The following is a 16067-nucleotide window of genomic DNA, read 5'->3' as shown; positions in this document are numbered from 1 at the left end:
ATTAATGCAATATGACTTAATTATTGGAATTGACCCTGCTGGTATTGGTAGTAATGGAATTATTATATACTCAAATGAAACTAATAATATTGTTTTTAATGAAACATTTAAAACTAAAACAGTTTTAAAAAGCAAAAATCTATTTAAAGAATACTTTTTATTAATTAAAAAACATTTTGATAATAAAAAAATATTAGTTATTGTAGAAAATTTCTTTTTAAATTCAAAACAATTATTAACAAATCCATTAGCAACTCCTAAAATTATTGGTGCTTTAATAGTATTAGCAGAAGATGTTATGAATTGAGATTATTTAGAAAGTGAACCAAAAAATAAAAACAAAATAGAAAATTATAAAGGAAATATAAAATTAACAAAACATGAACAAGATGCATATAAGCATATTAAATATTATTTAAGGAATTATAAAAATGAAAGAGAAAGCCAATTATGTCAAATTAACAGTAAAACTGAGTAACACTATTGAAACAAAATATTACGAAAAAGGTAATAAAGAATTATATTATAGTGTTCGAGGTCAATGAAATGGATTAAACTATGTTACTTTAATTTTTAACAACCCAAAATTTTATAGACGCTGTATTTTATTAAACAAAAACGATGAAATTATTGTAACTGGTCAAATTTTTAACACTTTAAATATTCCTAAAAATCGTGCATTTTGTTCAATAAATGTTAAATGATTTAAAAAATGAAAAGAGTAAAAAATGATATTATGAAAAATTTTATTAATAGTACCAATATTAATAACAAGCATAACACTAATAATATTTTTAATATTTATTAGTAAAGAATTAAAAAATGAATATAAAGTATTAAAAATATTAAGTGAAATTGCTAATCAAATTGAAAATAAGGAGAAATAATATGAAATATGAAGATAAATGTTCTATGTACAATAAAGTAAAAGAAAACTTTTTATCCAATACCTGTAATAGTTGTTGATTAGAATCAGTTAATAAATGAAATAGAAGAAGTTGAAGAAATTTAGGAAACATTGATAATGAATAAAGAAAATATACCATGTTGTTTTAGTGAAGTTAATGAACTTGGTAAACATATAACAAATTGTAATAATTTACCAACAAAATTAGATAAAGATAATGTTCAAGTAAGATATTTTTGTGATAAACATATGATAAAAGTTGAAAATATAAGAAGAAAAATTGCCCAAAAATATATTAATGAATATAAAGAAAAATTAATTTTAGATATCGATGAAATTATAAATGATAAAAATCCACATAGAACTTATACAGAATATGTCTTTTCTTTAAAAGAAAGAATTGAAAATGGAGAATTTGATAATGATTAAATTAAAAGATTTATTTGGTGAAGATAAAATAGAAATATTTTCACCAAATCCCAAAGATTTAACAGATAGTAATGATATAAAAGCATTGATTTTATGAAAATATCCCAATGTTATTGCTAAATATTTAATTGTTTCTCAACCACATGCTAATACTGCAATTTTAGTTGGAGATAACTTTAATTATCAAGGTTGAATAGAAGTTTTTATTAAACAGAAAGTAGAAGAAGTAGAAGAAAATGCCAAATGACATAACTGTACAATCAAGTAATTACAATTTATTAAAATTAATAAGAACTGGAGCAAGTCCATTATTTGGTATGATAGGAACTTCTGCATACTATGGTCAACTTATTGGTAATCCAATATTAGGTAGTATAAATGCTTTATTATTTTCTAAAAAATTAGGAATTGATATATGAAATTTAAATCAAATGCCAAATTTAAAAAGTAAACTATTAAATTCAAGTAAAAAAATAGCATTAGGATTAGGAACAATTGGTTTAGCAAATTATAGTAAATTTACTGAAACAATAAATCCTATCACCCCAACTACAACCACTACAGAAACTCCGCCATGACCAGCATTAACATTATCAGTAACTAATAATAATGTTAATGACCAATCTTTAATGGATTGAGATACTTATATATCTTTAAATTCATATGGTATTGCAAATTTGGTTGCTGGAATTACAGAATTAATACCAAGTAAATTTGAAACTATACGTAAAATAGCAAATATGGCAACTGGTGGTTGTTTGATTAGTAGTGGTGTTGCTATGGGTATTAATAATGATTTTATGAATGCTTATGCAGTTCCGACTATTATTGCTGGTGCATCTGAAATTATCCATAATTTACTACCAATGGAAACAACTAATCATGTTGAAGAAATGCAAGAAACAACATTTACTAGTGAAAATGCAAGATTAATTAATGATGTTGTAGATAGAATATCACCAGTATATAGACCAACTACATATTATGACAGTTTATAAAGGAGGTGAGTAATTTATGAATAAAGAAAAATTAATTGAATATTATAATCACGAAATAAAAATACATAAAGAAAGGATGGAACAATTAAATAAAGAAATTTCTTTATTAGTAACTATTATAAGTAATTATCAGTCAATGGTTGAAAGAATTAATGGTGGTCAATTTGACGAATAATTAAAAAATAAATAATTGAAAGGAAAATATTGAAATGAAAGAATTATTGCATGAATTAATCATTATTGGAACAAGTGTAGGAACATTAATTTGCAGAGAATTAATTGTTTGATTTAAACGATTTATTACAACTCCAAAACATGTTCGAGCAAATAATAAAGTAATAAAACATAAAAAAAAATTAGCAAAATTAAATGAAAAAATTAATAAATAAAGGTGTAATGTAAATGTTAGAAAATGAAACTAATGTTCAAGAAACAACTGAACCTTTAACTGAAAATAATGATTTGCAAAAAGAACAAGAAACTAAGATTGTTGAATTAGAAAATAAGTTAAATAAACTTAATGAAGAAATTAAAGAAAAAGAAATGCTTAATATATTTAAAAAATATCAAGTTAAAAAAGAATTTTATGATTTTTTAAAATTTAAAACAAGTAATATAGAAAATTCAAAAGTAGAAGACACTATTAAAAAAATGATTAAAGAACAACCAGTATTTAAAGAACCAATTAATACAGGTGGTAAACAAGAAACAATATTAACAAATCAATCGAATTCAATAAAAAGTAGTTTATTGGATTATAAAAAGAAAAATAATTTATAACAGAAAGGAAAATAAAAATGGCAATTAATATTCAAACAAACTTAAATAATACAGAAAAACTAGTTGAAGCACCAGAATTTATTGAATTTTTCAAACAATCAAATAGTCCATGAGCAAACTTTTTTCCTATTGAAATAGTTAATTCTACTAAAATAGAATTTATTATTAAAGTTCCGAAAGACCCATCAATTAAAGTTATTGCATGAAATGATAAAAGTCAAAGAATAGATGTAACTTATGCACAAACTGATACTATTCCAAAAATAATTGAAAAATTATATGTTGCTGGTGAAACTATTGCAGCAGTTGACTTAAATGCTGAAAATGGACAAAATTTATTAGAAAGTATGCAATATGAAGTCGCTAATGATTTAGCAGATAAATTAGCAACTGATGATATACAAGTAATTAGCGATAACGGAACTAAAGTAATAATTAGTGACACATCACCAACAGGGCATATACAGGCAATGTTATCTGCTTGAAATACTTTATTTCAATTAAGAAATAGTGCAAATTGTCGTTTCTTTATTACAAATAATCTTTATGATACTATTGTTTATTTGGCTAATAATAAAGGTTTAATTACAGATAACCAAATTGCTCAACAACTAAGATTAAATGGTAATGATTTATATATAAAAGGTGTATTATGTCAAATTGTAATGGATGATTATATGACATTTACTGATAGTGAAAATAAAAAACAAATTATACCTTTTATTTTAGCAACACCAAGAGCAATGAAAAGATATATGTTACAACAAACAATTGTTTATGTTCAAGAAATTGCTGATGGCAAACTTGGTAGAGCATATAAAGTTGGTGGTGAAGTACTAGGTCAATCAATTCCTTATATGTCAAAAAAAGAAACAACATCACGTTGAATGCTATGTGGAATTATTACTAAAACAGATTTAAGTAGTAAACTTACAATTTTAACAACTGATATTACTGCTAATACGAATAGAAAAAATCAATTACTAGATACAGCAATAAAAAATGCAAGAGAAATTACTGGTTTGAATCCAGCATTAGATTTAGTACATGCAAATATTAAATATTTTAGTGATGCACAAGGCAAAACTGATGTAAGTAATCAAAATCAAAAAGCAGGAGATTTATATGTAATTATTACTGCAGATATTAATGATGCAAATTATCAAGGTTCAACAAATCCTATAAAAATAACTCTTAAATAATAAGGACATTAATTATGCCTATTGGTACAGCAAATACAGCCACACTCTTAAAAATAAATAAACCCAAACATACCAGAATTAGTCAACAACAAGAACATAAAAGTTTATGATGAGAAATTTTAGAAATGATTGGTGTACAAGTTATAGCAGTAGCACTTGCTCCTTTTACTGGTGGTTTAAGTGAAGATTTAGCACTTGGATTAGGTGCAAGTGATTTAATTGCTAGTATTAGTGCTGTTGGTGTAGAATTTTTAACTGATTTTACTATTAATCAAGTTTATGATTATTTAAAAGGAAATGTAACACCATTAAATACTTTTTTTAATATATTACCAGCATTTGCTGGACTTAATAAAATTAGTCGTGGTTATCGTACAACTAAATTTATTAAGTTAGCACAAAAAACTAAAACATTAGAACAAGTTGGTATTAAAGAAGCAAAAAACTTACAAGAAATTATTAGTCAAGTAAGTGGAAAAGAAATTTAACAGATAAAATTATTGGTAATAAACGTTATTTAATGAAGTATAGTTTTACTCCTAATCGTGAAACAGTATTACGAGATTTAGGATATGTTGCTGAAAGACAATATAAGAATAATTTTCAAAAACTAGAAACAGAAAAATTAATGGAACACTTATTATTACAAAATACATTAATAAAATTAAGTCCACAATTAACTCCTAAATTTAAAATTAAAGATATTGAAAAAGCAAATAACTTTTTAAAAAAATTTAATACTGATTTAAAAGAAGTATTAAAAATGAATCAACATGATTGATTAAATTTAGTTCATACAATACATACAGAAAATAGATATGGAAAAACTTTAATTTTAGATTTACAAAAAATTCGTGCTAATGCTATTAAATTTAATTTTAAAAATAATGTTATTCATCAACTTGTTTTAAAAGCAAATCAAACTTTTAAATATTTTGATATTAGATTTTATTTAAAAAAAGGTTTAAATAAATTTTGAAAAGATACACCATATTTTGAAAAAATACGAGAAAGTATATATAAATTACAAGAAAAATTTGAAAAGTTAGAAAAACAAGTATTTGAAAAAATTCAGAAATTAAAAGACAAAGCAACTGATTTATTTACTAGTGCAGAAAAAAGAGCAATTAAACACGCACAATTAATTCCATTAAATTCACCAGTATTTATGGGTTGTAAAATTCAACCTTTGTCATTAGATAAATGTGCAATTACTATTTATCATCGCAATCCTAAATATAACCCAATTACAGTTGTTGATAGTATTCTTAAAGCAAAAACTTTTGTTACTCAAATACATCCATTCCATTGATATCGTTGATATAGTGGTTGATACATTGGTTATGGAGTTAATCAAAATAAATGATTAAAAGCAATAGCATTTGCTCCACCAGTGGTGCAACAAGTAATTAGAGATAGTTTTAAAGTATATAGAGAAATATTTAGAACTATTAGAACTTATCATAAAGTAGTAAATGTTATTAATAATCCTATTGAAAATATTAACAAATCATTTAAAAATGTTGGTTTAAAATTTAGTGTTAATACTTTATTTGGTACTGGATTATTACATCATTTAGAAAAGTTTGCATATAGTCAAGTTGTAACAAAAAGTAAGAAAAAAATAAAATACAAAAAGAAATTGAACATATAACACATAAAAAAACAAAAAAACATACTCATCATTATAAACAAGCATTTTTTAAGGAATGATAAATTATGATTAATAAACTTTGAACTGATGTCAGTCTTGAAAATTATAATAACTGATATCCATTAACTGGAAAAATTACAGAAACTCCACAACAATATATACAAACATGATCAAATATTAATGATTGATTTATAACTTTTGCTATTCGCGCGCAAAATGATATTAATGCTTATCTTGATTTTATTTTATCTAAATTTCCTTTTGATAGTTTTAAAGATGAATTAATTAAAGAAACATTAAGAGATATGGTTTATGTTATGGTTGAACATTGAGTATTTAATCGTACACCAATTGAATTTAATGTTGATGCTACTATTCAATTTAATAATGGTAATCAATTTAGTGCAAATAGTACTCCTACAATTAATGTTTGAGATTTAGCACCTAGTAGAATGAAAATATGAGCAAGATTAACAGAATTAAAACAAATATTTTCAAGTTATAATAATGATGAAATAGATGTTGAAAAAATTGACTTAAAAGCATTTTATACTAGAAATCAAGTTGATGAATTAATTAAAGAACAAAAAGAATTTACATTATTAAAACAAATTAAATTATATGATGATTTAGTTGATGATAATGAAAATGAAATATATAGAGGTCCTATTAGTAAATTTGTTAATAAAGGTTATGTTGCAACTGGTTATGATAAAGAAACTGAAACAATGATTTTAGATTGACCAGATGAAATTGGAACATTACCACCAGAAGCATTACAAAATAATCCGCAAATTGGTGATTTTACTCATGCACCAACTTGTGATTTTTCTGCTAAACAACAAAAACGAATTACTACTAATGAAAATGAAATTACCAAATTAAATAGTGAATTAACTAAAACAAATGAAAACATTGATGATATCAAAAATAATTGATTTAATATTGAAACTAGTCCTTTATGAAAAAAAGTTGAAAATAATAATATAGAAATGTTGAAATGATATTTTATTAAAATCAGTTATCACTATTCAACAGAAAATAACTTTATGAAATTTTATAAAATAATTAAAATTTATTTAAATAATATTTTTCATGAATTTGAATTGTTAAATGTTGATTCCATGACTTATAAAGAACAAATACAAAATGAAAATATTTTAAATATTGGAACTATTTACTATGACAATAGAAATAAAAAATTTAGTGGTGGAGGTAATTCCTATCCTGAACGTGGAAAAATTAATTTAATTGGTGATATACAAGAAATATATCAATATCAAGGAATAGATACACCAACTGAATTTATAACAGAAGAAAGTACTGAACATGATTATTACACAAAACTAGAAACTAATAATTTATTAGATAAAAAGCAAAATATCAATGATGATGCTTTACAAAAAGTTTCTAAACAAATAGTTCCTGCAATTAATGAAATCAATAATAAAATTCCTAATTTATCTGATTATTATAAAAAAGAAGAAGTAGATAAAAAATTAGAAGATGTAAAATCACAATTTCCTATTGCATTTCAAATAAATGCTATTAGTGCAGAAATTCCTAATTTAGAAACTACTGATAAAACTATTGCCGGTGCTATTAATGAATTAAAAGAAAAAATAAAAGATAAAAAATTTTCAAATGATTATTTTAAATATAATACTGAAACAAATGAAATTGCATTAAATGATGAAGAAAATTCATTACTTTGTAAAGATTTATTAGAAAATAATGAATATAAATTATTAAAAACTCAAAATAAAAAATTATTACAAGCAATTAATGAAATATTAGAAAAACAACCACAACCCAGTCCAAGTGGTTCAAATTGAAAAGAAGTAGGTAAAGTCGTAGTAGATAAAAATAATATTACACATATAGAATATATATTTAAAGATAAAACACATTATAGAATATATTATAGTTTTGGTGATTATACTAGTAAAGAAAATAATAAAAATTATAGTTGACAAATAATTAATTTTTATTATCAATTAGATACAAATGTTTTAAAAAGTAGTTTATGAATATCAAATAATAATGTTAATGCGGATACTGAAATTAATATTTATAATAATAGAATAATGCGGGGTATGGGTAGAGATTATATTTTTAAAAAATTAGAAGAATTACAGGAATAATATTATGTTTTTTAAAATTATAAAAATTATTTTAGGTTTAATAGGAGTAATTTTATCATCAGCAACAGCAGGTTTAATTATATTTATTATTATAAAAATTGTATTAAAAATTAATCAAATATTTTAAAAAAAGGTGGTGAATATTATGTTAAGTCTATTTAAAAGAAAAGAAAAAAGTAATATTAGTGATAATCAAAATGAAAAAGTAAAATTTTTAACTAATAAAAATAAAAGTACTCATGCTTCAATTTTAAATTATTTTGGTTTTAATGATTTTAACCATGAAACTTATTTCACTGATTTTGTAGCAGAAAATAATGCTAATTTATATAATGCTCCATTAGATATTAATAATGAAACTATTAAACAATATTTAATTCAACAAGAATTTTACAGAAAAAATTGAAATTCAATTTTTAAATTAAGTAAATTAGGAATTAGTGCTTATTTAATTTATATTGCTAATGATGACTTATATTTTCAAGTAGTAGATATACAACAAAGAGTTTATGATATTACTGGTAAATTAATTGAATGTACTATTTTTTATGATAGTTATGAACAAAATGCACAAATGGTAAGATTATTTGAAGTTTATACATTAAATAATGAACAAATAACTATTAATCGTGCAATTTATAGTATTAGTGATAATAAAAAACAATTTCCATTAGATTTTAAATCATTCATTAATAACCCTAATTTAGCACAAGAACAAACACTAAATATTAACTATATACCAATAGCAATTATGAGAAATAAAGCAAATGAGCTAGCAGATTGTAATAAAGTAATGGATAAAATTAAAGCATTAGATGTTATTTATGAACAAATTGTTTTAGATACTATTTTAAACTCACCTAAATTTATATTTAGTCAAACTTATGGCAATGTTCAATCTTTAATAGAAGACGCAGTAAGAACATTAGTTACTAAAAATTACATATTTAAAAGCGGTGGAGATAATAATGAACAAAACGAAAATATCAATATGACAAATAGTAATTTTAAAGGTAAAAATTTAACTGATATATATGATTGAAATGTTAATGAAATATTTAAACGTTGTGGTATTCATATACCAAGTCAAAAGAAATCAGCACAACAATCAGTTCCCGAAAGTACAGCAGTAAATATTTCAACTATTAATTATATTGAACAAAAATTATGACAATTTAATATTGATATTCTTAAATTTATTCAAATATTAGTAAGTGTAGATAAAGATTTATTAAATAGTAAAACATTTAATATTAATGATGATCAAGAAATTAATAATTTAACAGTTAAATTAAAATTATTTAATCCCGAAAATAACCAATTAATAGGAGAGAACAATGGAAAACAACAACAAACCACAAACGAAATTTCCACAGAAACAAACTAAACTTAATCAAGCAGAAGTAGAAAATGATTATTTAATTGATAACATTCCTTATGACTTTACTAATATGATGCGTGCTACTAGTGACCCAGATATTAATAGAGCATATGATGAATTTAAAAAAAGAACGATATATATTTATGAAATTGAACGTTTATTTAAAAATAATGAAAATAATAGTTTAAAATTTTCAGCAAATACTATTAAAATAGGTTTTATTGATATTGATAAAGTATTAAAAACTACTGCTGTTGAAACATCTGATTTTACTATGCAATTAAATCAAAGAGCAAGTACTAATATTAATGATAATACAATTGAATATAGTATGACTGATATTAAAAATTTAATATTTCAAGAAATAAATTTATTAAATCAATTTAAGTTATGTGCAGTTAGTATAAATGAACCTTTAACTGAAAATAATATTGATAATTTATATATAATTAATAATTATTCACAACCTTATCAAAATCCAAAAACTAGAAGTACTAAAAGTATAACTATTATTAAAATTAAAGATTTTAAAACAAGAGATGGTTATCCAATCATTATTAAATTACAAAAACCATTAGATAAAGATACAAAAGTTACTGGTTTAAAAATTAAAGCCCCTAGAAGCATGATTTTTGGCAATATAAAGGTACTTGGTGAAGTTGACAATATGGAAGTATACCCAAAGTTATTTGTTAAAAATAAGATAGCATTTCCGCTGTTATCAATGCCTATTGAAACTCAACCAAAAGTTAGAATTTTACAACAATGATTTAGTGAGCAAATATTACCTTGAAATTTAGCAAAACAATTTATCGGACAAGAAAAATCAGTTTTAGATTTAATTAAAATTAGTAGTGGTTCTGTAACAAGAAGAGAAGTTATTAATAATGCAAGAATAACTCATGCTTGATTAGGATATGAGTTTAGTAATGTTTTAGGTGGTAAATGACCATTAAAAAGTCAAAAAGAATTAAAGGATAAAGAAGTTTGAGATTTTGTAGGTGAAAGTCAATTTTATAGTTATATTGCAACTAATAATAAATTTAATGATATTGAAATTGAAATTAAAGATGCACCAACTATTGATAGCTTACAACAATTATTATTAGATATGCTAAGTTATACCTATAATTATAATCGTAATTTTGATGGCGCAGATTATGATGATAAAAATGAAATAGCAAAATTACGTGATAAATTCTCAGGTCAAAAACCTGATGAAGTTATTACTAATTTATTTAGAAAATGAGAACTTGATTATCCAAATTACATAAATTTGCAACAAGTTAAAATATTTAAACAAGTATTTATTATGTTATCAAAGTATATTTATTCAACATTATCAATAAATAAAGGTCTAAATGATGATAATAAAATTTTATTACCTTATTATTTTGAATTAAAATCAAATCCTATACATTCTAATAAGGATAATAGTTGAAAATATAAAGATGTAAAAGTAATACTAAAATCTGAATATTTTGATTTTACAGATATGAATAATATTAAATTAAAAAATAATGATATTAGTCAAAATGAATTATTTAAACTTGATGATAATCAATTTAATTGATTATCTATTACAAATGAATTAGAAAGCAATAATATTCCGTCATTAATTCCAGCAGATTGAACATTAGGAAATGGCGAATATGGAAAATACTTTACAAGAGTAATTATTAGTAACAATAAAATTGAGAATGCTTTAAATTTATATGGTTCAAATAAATCTCAATTATTTTCTAAATTAGAATTTTATGAAGAGATATTACAAATTGATAATAAAAATGAATTTGAATTGCAAATTAAAAATCCAATTAATAATTTAAATCGGATTGAAATTAGTGGAATATTTGGTGCTGGTAATTATTATTTAATTTTAATAACTGACAAACAAGAAATAAACTTAACTAATATTAATTTATTTGACAAATATAATGAAAATATTTCTTATATTAATTTAGAAATTTAAATGTTATTTATTAAAATAACCATATGGATAATTGCCATCTCATGGTATATCTATTCTTTCAATAGTATCTCCACCATTATAAAATTTTGTTTTTTTAGGATTATCAGCAAAGTATATTTTAAATTCACTTTTTATAGAAACTGAAATACCATGAATGTCAGACATTCATATTTTCTGAACACCCATTATAGGTTTTTTATATGAATTTAAATAATATTTAAGTCCACTAAGATTATGGGTAAGCACCTCCCATGATTAATCCTATTGTTCCAGTTGTAGCACCAGTTAGTGCTAATGCTAATGTTATTTTACTTAAATTTGCTTTTATTCATGTTTTCATATTAAATTACTCCTTTTTTCCTTGATTTTACTTATAAACTGTACTATTTTTGATTATTTTTACAAGTACGTTTTTAAACGCAAAATAACGCCTAAATAAAAGGCGTTTATTTTGTGATACCTATACTATTAATGATATTGTAGTTGTTTATTATATGGCAAATGTGAAGATGCTTTTTTTCACAGTAGCATTATTTTTACCCCTAATTACATTTTTATATGGATACAATGCATAAAATAATCCATCATACGGGTCTTGATACATATTTTTATCAGGAATGTTAGTTTTGGTTTGGTCATAACGTAATTCTTCTAAACATTGAGTAGTCTTTGGTAAATCATCTTTATTTGCATAAAAGTTTCCATAACTCATAATGTTTCTCATTCAAACTACTCTATTAGTTAATCCTGCTTCTTGATTTAAATTTGAAGCATGTTTAATAGCAGTTTGTGTGATTAAAATAGTATTATGTTCATCTATTAATTTTTGATTTAATCAATCAATGGCAGTTCGTGCTTTATCATCATAAAAATAAATTGCTTGTTCAAAATTTTCAAAATTATCAATTAATCCTAAAATTTCATTAACATAAGCATTAATTTTTTCATTTTCATTTATAAAATCATTTGGAGTAACTACTAATTCACAAATAATATAAGCATCATAATAACCAGTATTATTATATTCTTTAAAACCCACTACTATAAATACAGTATGGTCTTTATGACCAGTTGCTCAATCCACACCAACTGAATAAAAATCAAATTTATACATATCTTTTTTTGAATTATAAAATTCTTTTAAATCATATGGTTGTCAGCACTTTACAGTTTTTTGAAATGGGAAAATTGTTGCATCACTATCTAAAAATTCAAAACCATAAAAAACAGTATTAAATTCATCAGGATTACTTTTTTTCATTTCTAATAATGTTCTTTTTTGAATATCTGGTAATTTATTTCAAAATGGTTGAATAGTAAATCTTAAAACAAATAAACCTAAACCACTAAACATATCTTGATTTTCATAATAAATTTTGCCATTTTTTTTAAGATTTTCCATCACTTTATCATTTAATGGTAAAAATGGCGTACAGTATTTTAAATAAAATGGATGATATTTATCATAAGGATTACATGTAAAAGTAATAAAGAAACTTTTATAAAAATAGCGAGTAATTTTTTTTCCAAAATTAGGACTATATATATTTTTATCAATAAACGTTCAACTTCATTCTTTAATAGGTTCTTTTGATACTTTAATACGATTACTTCTAAACATAGAGTTTTGTAAACGTTCATATCGATATGTTAATTGCTTTTCTGTTAGTGTTTCTTTTTCTTCTGCCATAATAATTTCATCTGTTCTTGAACCTAAAAAACTTGAACCACCGGCTTCTTTTCCAAAAATCTTATTACCATTAGCATAACCAATAAAGTCAATTTGTTGATTATTAGGAAAAATAATACATCCACCATCCTTAGTTATTTTTCATTTAATACCATGTGGATTATTAGGTAATAAATTAATATTATATGTATCTAATAAAACTTGACAAACATTCATTAAAGCACCAATTGTAGTTTCACTATGAGTATTTTCATATCTTCTTACTTCTTGAACACTACTATCACTAAAATTACAACATATAAATAAATCAAATGCTAAACAATTTCAAGTTTTTCTTGTTCCACGTGCTGTTGGTACAAAACGATAAAAACAATTGGTAGTAAAATATTCTGCTCATTCATCACCAACAAATTCTTTAAAAATATCCCAACTAAAACCATAATTATTATCACTAAAATTAAGATTATATTTTTTATTTAATTGTACATAACTAGTGATAAAAGCCATATTTACTCCTTATTTTTAAAAAAAATTAAACTTAAATTATTAACAAATAAAATTTTGAAAGGAACATTAAAAATGTTTATATTACCATTTGTAAATCATTTTGATTGAGACAAACACAATTTTAATCAAGATGAATTAAATTTACAACAGACAGAAGAATTATTTAAAAAAATAGATGATTATTTATGAAATGCATGTGATAAATCTGTATATAAGTCATATAGATTTAGAAAAAGAAAATTAAAAACAAAAAAAGGTTTATTAACTTATAAACGACGTATTTGTACATATTATAACCCAAAAACACAAAAAATGGAATTTCTTTCATTGTTAGATAATTATCTTGGTGTTAAAAAATATAGTAAACTTGCACCTAATGTTATTAAACAAATTTTGAAATATTTTGCAGATGGTAAAAAGTATCATGATGTTTGTGATACTTTTATTGAAGGTTTAATAAGTAATAGTACAGTTTGTAGAACATATAAAAAGTTTCAATTACCAAAAGCCAATATCCTCAAAATACCATTACAACCATATCAAAATTTATATGTAAATATTGATGATGGACATAGAAAATTTAAGTTTAATGAAAAACATAATACTAAAAATTGTAAAAAATGTTCAATGAGATTATTAGTATTTTGTACTGGTAAAAAGAAGAATGGAAAATTAATTAATAAAAGAGCTGTATGTAAAATTAGAGTATCAAAAACAGAAATTGGTGCTGAAAAAACTGCCAAATTAATTGAAAAATATGGTAATTTATTTTTTGAAAATTTTGACCAAGCAAATTTAATAGTTTGTGGAGATAGTGCAAAATGAATTAGAAAAACTGCTACAATTTTAAATGCTAAATTTATTTTAGATAAATTCCATGCTTTTCATGTTTTATTTCTTGGCATAATGGCTGGAAGAAGAAAAAATAAAATTGCTAAATTACACTATCAAAATGCAATAAATTTATTTTCCAAAGGTCAATATTATGAATTAATTGATTTTTTACAATCATTGACTTTACAATATAAAAAATTAAAAGTTGGTTATTTTGTTAATGCAAAAGATGGCGTATTAAATCAAGCATTAGTTGAAAATATTGGTTGCTTTACTGAAACTAATATTAAACAAATTTTAAAGCATATGATTGGTGATAGAACTTATAACATTGATATGTATACCAAAATGGTTAATTTTAAATGTTATCAAATAAATACAGCAATACAATTATTATAAATTAACCATTTCAATTTAAAGATAACTAAAAATAAAATAAAACTTATTAAAGTAAAATTTAATAAGAATTTTTGAGTTATAAAAGTAAGTATTATTGTTGACTAATATTTTACAAGTGTTAAGATTAACATACAATTGCATATTGATTCTCGTCTAATCTTATAATTTAAAGACAAGTTTGAATATTATTGACAACATCGGTACGCTCCCAATTATTTAAGAACAAAGAAAATAATTATGATAAAAAAGGGTGGTAATTAAATGAATGTATTGTTATTGAATATAATTGGTGGAGTGTTAATTTTAATTACTTTTTTATTAATCACAGTTTTTGATTATAAAGATAATAAAAAAAAGATAAAGCAAATAAAATTTATTTGCTTAAGTGGAATAATGTTAGCATTAGCTGTTTCTTTAAATACAACAGGTGCTTGAATGTTAAAAAGTTTACCATTTTCTAAATATTTTGAAATTAAATTGGGTAATTTTATATTAGTTTTAATAGGTTTCTTTTGTGGTGGAATATTAGGTTTTCTTAGTGGTATTGCCAGTGATTTTTTAGGTTTATTATTTAGTACTGGTGGTGCATCACCATGTTTATTTTTTACTTTTACTAGTATTTTATGATGTATATTACCTTACTATTTAGTATTAAATTTTAGTAAAATTTATTATAGTAAAAAGACATTTTATTGATATTTGCCAATTGCTTATGCTATTACTTCATTAATTATTACTGGTACTGATCCTATTGCATTAAAAATATTATTTCCTGGATTACCACCTTTATGATTAATGTATTTTCCATTAAGAGTTATAAAATATCCTATTGATTTAACGGTTAATGTTTTTTTAATTGTTACTTGTTATTCTGCATTAAAGAAAACTTTAAATTTAGAAAATCAATTTAAAAAATATTATTTCGCTACAGATCCGCAATCTTTACAATATAATAGAGTACCTGAAGAATAAACCAAAAAATAATTATTTAATTAAAATTTCTGATATTTTTTGTAACATTTTTAAATTTCTCTCTTTATTGAGAATATATTAAATTAATAGTAATTTTTTAATATTACTATTTTAATTTTAATAGCATGTTTATTTTTATTGATATAGAAATCATGTAAAATGATTGTATTAAAATATTAAAGATTAGTTGGTAAAGAT

The 16067-nt window shown here is 22.7% G+C and carries 19 protein-coding genes; 17 read left to right on the top strand and 2 right to left on the bottom strand.

The window, feature by feature from the left end; translation table 4 throughout:
* Nucleotides 1–4 precede the first annotated feature (4 nt).
* The 15 genes from AACK94_RS06990 (at nucleotide 5) to AACK94_RS06920 (ending at nucleotide 11467) form a co-directional block, all read left to right on the top strand.
* Nucleotides 5–478, top strand: coding sequence for a hypothetical protein (locus AACK94_RS06990; protein WP_338975223.1), 474 nt, complete (start codon nucleotides 5–7; stop codon nucleotides 476–478).
* Complete coding sequence (locus AACK94_RS06985; RefSeq protein WP_338975222.1) at nucleotides 432–725, top strand: hypothetical protein; 294 nt, start codon at nucleotides 432–434, stop codon at nucleotides 723–725. The genes AACK94_RS06990 and AACK94_RS06985 overlap by 47 nt, the downstream gene beginning before the upstream one ends.
* 3 nt (nucleotides 726–728) lie before the next feature.
* A complete protein-coding gene (locus tag AACK94_RS06980) occupies nucleotides 729–887 on the top strand; it encodes a hypothetical protein (RefSeq protein ID WP_174480528.1) in 159 nt (52 codons plus the stop codon).
* Between the two features lie 137 nt (nucleotides 888–1024).
* On the top strand, nucleotides 1025–1336 hold the full coding sequence (locus AACK94_RS06975; RefSeq protein ID WP_338975561.1) for a hypothetical protein: 312 nt from the start codon (nucleotides 1025–1027) through the stop codon (nucleotides 1334–1336).
* Nucleotides 1329–1604 (top strand): hypothetical protein, encoded by a 276-nt coding sequence (locus AACK94_RS06970; protein WP_338975564.1) that lies wholly within the window; start codon nucleotides 1329–1331, stop codon nucleotides 1602–1604. The genes AACK94_RS06975 and AACK94_RS06970 overlap by 8 nt, the downstream gene beginning before the upstream one ends.
* A complete protein-coding gene (locus tag AACK94_RS06965) occupies nucleotides 1573–2334 on the top strand; it encodes a hypothetical protein (RefSeq protein ID WP_338975559.1) in 762 nt (253 codons plus the stop codon). Before AACK94_RS06970 ends, AACK94_RS06965 begins: the two co-directional genes overlap by 32 nt.
* A gap of 16 nt (nucleotides 2335–2350) precedes the next feature.
* Entirely contained in the window at nucleotides 2351–2509 is a 159-nt protein-coding gene (locus tag AACK94_RS06960) for a hypothetical protein (RefSeq protein ID WP_174480523.1), read from the top strand.
* A 34-nt stretch (nucleotides 2510–2543) separates the two neighbouring features.
* Nucleotides 2544–2723 (top strand): hypothetical protein, encoded by a 180-nt coding sequence (locus AACK94_RS06955; RefSeq protein WP_338975558.1) that lies wholly within the window; start codon nucleotides 2544–2546, stop codon nucleotides 2721–2723.
* 13 nt (nucleotides 2724–2736) lie between these two features.
* On the top strand, nucleotides 2737–3114 hold the full coding sequence (locus AACK94_RS06950; protein WP_338975557.1) for a hypothetical protein: 378 nt from the start codon (nucleotides 2737–2739) through the stop codon (nucleotides 3112–3114).
* A 17-nt stretch (nucleotides 3115–3131) separates the two neighbouring features.
* Entirely contained in the window at nucleotides 3132–4316 is a 1185-nt protein-coding gene (locus AACK94_RS06945; protein WP_338975556.1) for a hypothetical protein, read from the top strand.
* A 14-nt stretch (nucleotides 4317–4330) separates the two neighbouring features.
* Nucleotides 4331–4804, top strand: a complete 474-nt coding sequence (locus tag AACK94_RS06940; protein ID WP_338975652.1) for a hypothetical protein — start codon at nucleotides 4331–4333, stop codon at nucleotides 4802–4804.
* 32 nt (nucleotides 4805–4836) lie between these two features.
* Nucleotides 4837–5970 carry a hypothetical protein gene (locus AACK94_RS06935; protein ID WP_338975651.1) on the top strand — a complete coding sequence of 378 codons (1134 nt, stop codon included), beginning with the start codon at nucleotides 4837–4839 and terminating at the stop codon, nucleotides 5968–5970.
* Between the two features lie 65 nt (nucleotides 5971–6035).
* Nucleotides 6036–8114, top strand: a complete 2079-nt coding sequence (locus AACK94_RS06930; protein ID WP_338975590.1) for a hypothetical protein — start codon at nucleotides 6036–6038, stop codon at nucleotides 8112–8114.
* Between the two features lie 145 nt (nucleotides 8115–8259).
* Entirely contained in the window at nucleotides 8260–9501 is a 1242-nt protein-coding gene (locus AACK94_RS06925) for a hypothetical protein (protein ID WP_338975553.1), read from the top strand.
* A complete protein-coding gene (locus AACK94_RS06920; RefSeq protein ID WP_338975552.1) occupies nucleotides 9452–11467 on the top strand; it encodes a hypothetical protein in 2016 nt (671 codons plus the stop codon). Before AACK94_RS06925 ends, AACK94_RS06920 begins: the two co-directional genes overlap by 50 nt.
* A gap of 3 nt (nucleotides 11468–11470) precedes the next feature.
* Here the strand turns inward: AACK94_RS06920 and AACK94_RS06915 are convergent, their stop codons facing one another.
* Together AACK94_RS06915 and AACK94_RS06910 are read right to left on the bottom strand one after the other, a co-directional pair.
* A complete protein-coding gene (locus AACK94_RS06915; protein WP_281749131.1) occupies nucleotides 11471–11713 on the bottom strand; it encodes a hypothetical protein in 243 nt (80 codons plus the stop codon).
* Nucleotides 11714–11957: 244 nt separating this feature from the next.
* Nucleotides 11958–13664, bottom strand: coding sequence for a hypothetical protein (locus AACK94_RS06910; RefSeq protein WP_338975593.1), 1707 nt, complete (start codon nucleotides 13662–13664; stop codon nucleotides 11958–11960).
* Between the two features lie 72 nt (nucleotides 13665–13736).
* Between AACK94_RS06910 and AACK94_RS06905 the strand changes: the two genes are divergently transcribed.
* Together AACK94_RS06905 and AACK94_RS06900 are read left to right on the top strand one after the other, a co-directional pair.
* Nucleotides 13737–14897, top strand: coding sequence for an Mbov_0401 family ICE element transposase-like protein (locus tag AACK94_RS06905; RefSeq protein ID WP_338975594.1), 1161 nt, complete (start codon nucleotides 13737–13739; stop codon nucleotides 14895–14897).
* 261 nt (nucleotides 14898–15158) lie between these two features.
* Nucleotides 15159–15869 carry a hypothetical protein gene (locus AACK94_RS06900; RefSeq protein ID WP_338975650.1) on the top strand — a complete coding sequence of 237 codons (711 nt, stop codon included), beginning with the start codon at nucleotides 15159–15161 and terminating at the stop codon, nucleotides 15867–15869.
* Nucleotides 15870–16067 lie beyond the last annotated feature (198 nt).

Origin of the sequence: Spiroplasma endosymbiont of Monopis laevigella (assembly GCF_964019975.1) — a bacterium.
In the GTDB taxonomy this organism is placed as follows: Bacteria; Bacillota_I; Bacilli_A; order Mycoplasmatales; family VBWQ01; genus Spiroplasma_E; species Spiroplasma_E ixodetis_A.
This window is presented reverse-complemented; position numbering and strand designations above follow the sequence as displayed.